At 34.2% G+C, this 3,462-nt stretch carries 4 protein-coding genes; 3 read left to right on the forward strand and 1 reads right to left on the reverse strand.

Annotated features, from left to right (window positions below):
- Positions 1–115, forward strand: a 115-nt coding sequence (locus B0A58_RS15715; protein ID WP_133063174.1) for a T9SS type B sorting domain-containing protein, incomplete at its 5' end; no start/stop codon positions are given.
- Between the two features lie 450 nt (positions 116–565).
- On the opposite strand, the gene B0A58_RS15720 is transcribed toward B0A58_RS15715, so the two are convergent.
- Positions 566–2,014: a nicotinate-nucleotide adenylyltransferase gene (locus B0A58_RS15720; protein ID WP_089081826.1), complete on the reverse strand. Its 1,449-nt coding sequence runs from the start codon at positions 2,012–2,014 to the stop codon at positions 566–568.
- A 97-nt stretch (positions 2,015–2,111) separates the two neighbouring features.
- Between B0A58_RS15720 and B0A58_RS15725 the strand changes: the two genes are divergently transcribed.
- Positions 2,112–2,876: an MBL fold metallo-hydrolase gene (locus B0A58_RS15725; protein ID WP_089081827.1), complete on the forward strand. Its 765-nt coding sequence runs from the start codon at positions 2,112–2,114 to the stop codon at positions 2,874–2,876.
- Positions 2,877–2,891: 15 nt separating this feature from the next.
- The gene (locus B0A58_RS15730) at positions 2,892–3,401 is read left to right on the forward strand and encodes a hypothetical protein (protein WP_014083704.1); all 510 of its coding nucleotides are present in this window, start codon (positions 2,892–2,894) and stop codon (positions 3,399–3,401) included.
- The last annotated feature ends 61 nt before the right edge of the window (positions 3,402–3,462 follow it).

The following is a 3,462-nucleotide window of genomic DNA, read 5'->3' on the forward strand; positions in this document are numbered from 1 at the left end:
GGACGGAACCCTAAACGGAGCACAACTCCCTTCAACAGATTACTGGTTTACAGTAGATTATATTGAAAAAACTTTAGCTAAACAATTTAAAGCCCATTTCTCACTTAAAAGGTAGTACTTTTTTTAAGTAATAAGTATTAAGTATTAAGGGTTAAGTATTAAGTATGGAGTATGAAGGGTTAAATATGAAGCGTTAAGAATGAAATGGCTAGTTTATTAGTGTTGTTTCAATAAATTATAAGTTAGTTTCAACTTTTTTATAATTAAGGATTCGTTCATTTTTCTGGGGGGTTCATTTCATGCCAAGGATAAGTAGATGACATACTTTGGCTATAAGTAGTGAAGTTTTAAATATTGCATTTGAGGTCGAAAACAACATTTTATGAAGAATGTTGTTTTCGACCTTTTTTTTTGCATGAGGGATAGAGCAAGGCACCATGTGCTCGTGATAGCCCGACGACAAAAAAAGGAAGCCCCGAATCAACAGTTTGGCTGATTGGGGGCTTTCTTTTTTTTGGCGGCATGCCCTAATTTTTTGGAAGAGCATGATGATTGATGAAGTGTATTAGATTAATTTTGTTGGTAAGAACCCAAAAAGTTGGTGTTCTTTGATAATTTCGGCAATGCCTTTTGGAAGCATATTTTCCCAACCTCTTTCGCCTTTGCTGATCATTTTGAGGATTTGGCGGGAGAAAATTTTGAGGTTGTCTTTTTCGTAATCGACAATATCGATTACTTTTCCGTTGTAGGCAAAGAATTTATATAATTCTTTCATACGAGGGTGTACTTTTAGGTTTTCGGAAGTAATGATGTCTCCATTATCGTCGATCATTGGATATAAGAAAACTTTTAAATCTCGATAAAATAATTTTCCGAAGGCTTCGAGTATGCCACCGCTTAGGTGTCTGTAATATTTTTCGTCGAAAACATCGACAAGATTGTTTACTCCCATGGCAAGTCCCATACGGGCTTTTGTATAATTAGAGAAATATTCTACAACTTTATAATACTCTTGGAAATTAGATATCATCACTGTTTGTCCGAGAGAGCATAACAATTCTGCTCTGTCCATAAAATCTCTTTCGTCAATTTCGCCGTCTGTACGAAGGTTTGAAAGAGTAATTTCGAAAATAACCAAAGTATTTTCTTTACTTACTTTGCTTTCTTGAAGAAACATGTTTAGGGATTTTTCATACATATCCATATTTACTTTCGTAACAGGTCTAAAGCTACCACGCAGGGCAAGGATATTTTTTTTGTATAAAATGGCAGCGGGTAAAATGTTAATACCATCTGGATTAAAGATTACGGCATCGGTCATGCCGTTTTTTACGAGTTGTAAGCTCATTAATCTGTTGTCCACGTTGGCAAAACGGGGGCCAGAAAAATTGATTGTATCTATTTCGAGTTGGTCTTTATCGAGGTGGTCGTATAAATAACGGAGTAATTTTTTGGGGTCGTTGTATTTGTAAAAAGCACCATAAATAAGGTTTACGCCAAGAATACCCAGGGTTTCTTGTTGCAACCGGGCATCGGTTTCTTTGAAACGAATGTGTAAAATGATTTCGTTATAATCTTCGTCTGGTTCTATTTGATAGCGAATGCCTACCCATCCGTGTCCTTTGAATTGTTTTGCAAAATCGATAGTTGCAACAGTATTTGCGTAGCTAAAAAATATTTTATTAGGATGTTTTTCACGGCTTAATCTTCTTTCGATAAGTTTGCCTTCAAAAGTGAGCATTTTTTTCAAACGACTTTCTGTAACATATCTGCCATCGTCTTCTACGCCATAAATGGCATCGCTGAAATCTTTGTCGTAAGCCGACATGGCTTTTGCAATAGTTCCAGAGGAACCCCCTGATCTAAAAAAATGTCGAACTGTTTCTTGGCCTGCACCGATTTCGGCAAAAGTTCCATAAATATTTTCATTCAAATTGATACGTAATGCCTTGTCTTTGATCGAAGGAATTTGCTGTATGACTTTGTCTCCCTTTAGTTTTATTGCTGTTTCCATTATTTTTTTAGATATTCGATGGCAAAGTTAATGATTTAGCTAGTTTTTTAAAATAAATTAACCTTATTTTTGCAAAATATTATCAAAAAATTATCAAATGACTATTTATTTTCTAGGAACAGGAACTTCTCAGGGTGTACCAGTTATTGGTTGTAAGGAAGGGGTTTGCTTGAGTGAAGACATAAGAGACAGGCGGCTACGGGTTTCGGTTTGGATAGCCACAGACAACGCATCGATTGTGGTGGATTGTGGCCCCGACTTTAGACAACAAATGCTGGCATCTAAGTGTGAAAAAGTAGATGCCATTTTGTTTACACACGAACATGCAGATCATACGGCTGGATTGGACGACATAAGGCCATTTAATTTTGTGTATGGCGATATGCCGATTTTTGCACACCAAAGGGTGTTACAAAATTTAGAAATGCGATTTCAATATATTTTTGAAACCGAAAATAAATATCCAGGAGCTCCCAGTGTTATTACAAATGAAGTAGTTGAAAATCAAGATTTTACAATAAACAAAACTACTGTTAGGCCTATTAAGGCTTGGCATGGTACATTGCCAATATTTGGATATAGAATTGGAGATTTTGCTTATTTGACAGATATAAAAACGATAGATGCAGACGAAATGGAGAAATTAAAAAACTTGAAATTGCTAGTAATCAATGCGTTACGAATAGAACCGCACCCTACGCATTTTAATTTGGAAGAAGCCTTGGATTTTATAAAAAAAATAAACCCCAAAAAAAGTTATCTTACTCATATTAGTCATACTTTTGGCTTTCATCAAGATATAGAAAACAACTTGCCCGAAAATGTTTTTTTGGCTTATGATAATTTAATTTTAAATGTTTAATTAAAAAATTACAATATGAAACGTTCTTTAATGTTATATTTATGTATTACAATAGTATTGTTGAATATATTTACTTATTCTTATTATAGCAAGCAGGTGGCATTTGAGCAAAAAAGGTTTGCAAAATATGAAAAAAAAATGACTGATAGTTTAAATGTAATAAACAGTAAATTATTAGACGAAGGTTATTTTTCGTTGGAACACAACCAAAATGCACAAGACTATTTTGAAAATCAACAAGGGACAAAAGTTATAGATTATCAAAGGTTGATTCCTGTGATTAGGGATCAATTATTGGATTATAACAAAAATCCTGATGGCAATGTTTATACTGGACAAACTACAATTGGGGCAAACAAGTTTGTAATTAATAAAATAAAAGTTTTGAATCACCGCTGGATTATAGCCGATTATAGCGATGGGGCAATTTGGGGCGAGGTACTTTTGAAATATTTTATTAATGATGATGAGTCGCTATCCTTTGAGGTAGCAGAAACGATATTGTATCCAAAAGTGCAACCCTAGAATCCTTTTTTTTGAAAATCAAACTAGATTTGATGGCGAAATAAGTTATACCAAATATACA

The organism is Flavobacterium branchiophilum NBRC 15030 = ATCC 35035, assembly GCF_002217205.1.
In the GTDB taxonomy this organism is placed as follows: Bacteria; Bacteroidota; Bacteroidia; order Flavobacteriales; family Flavobacteriaceae; genus Flavobacterium; species Flavobacterium branchiophilum.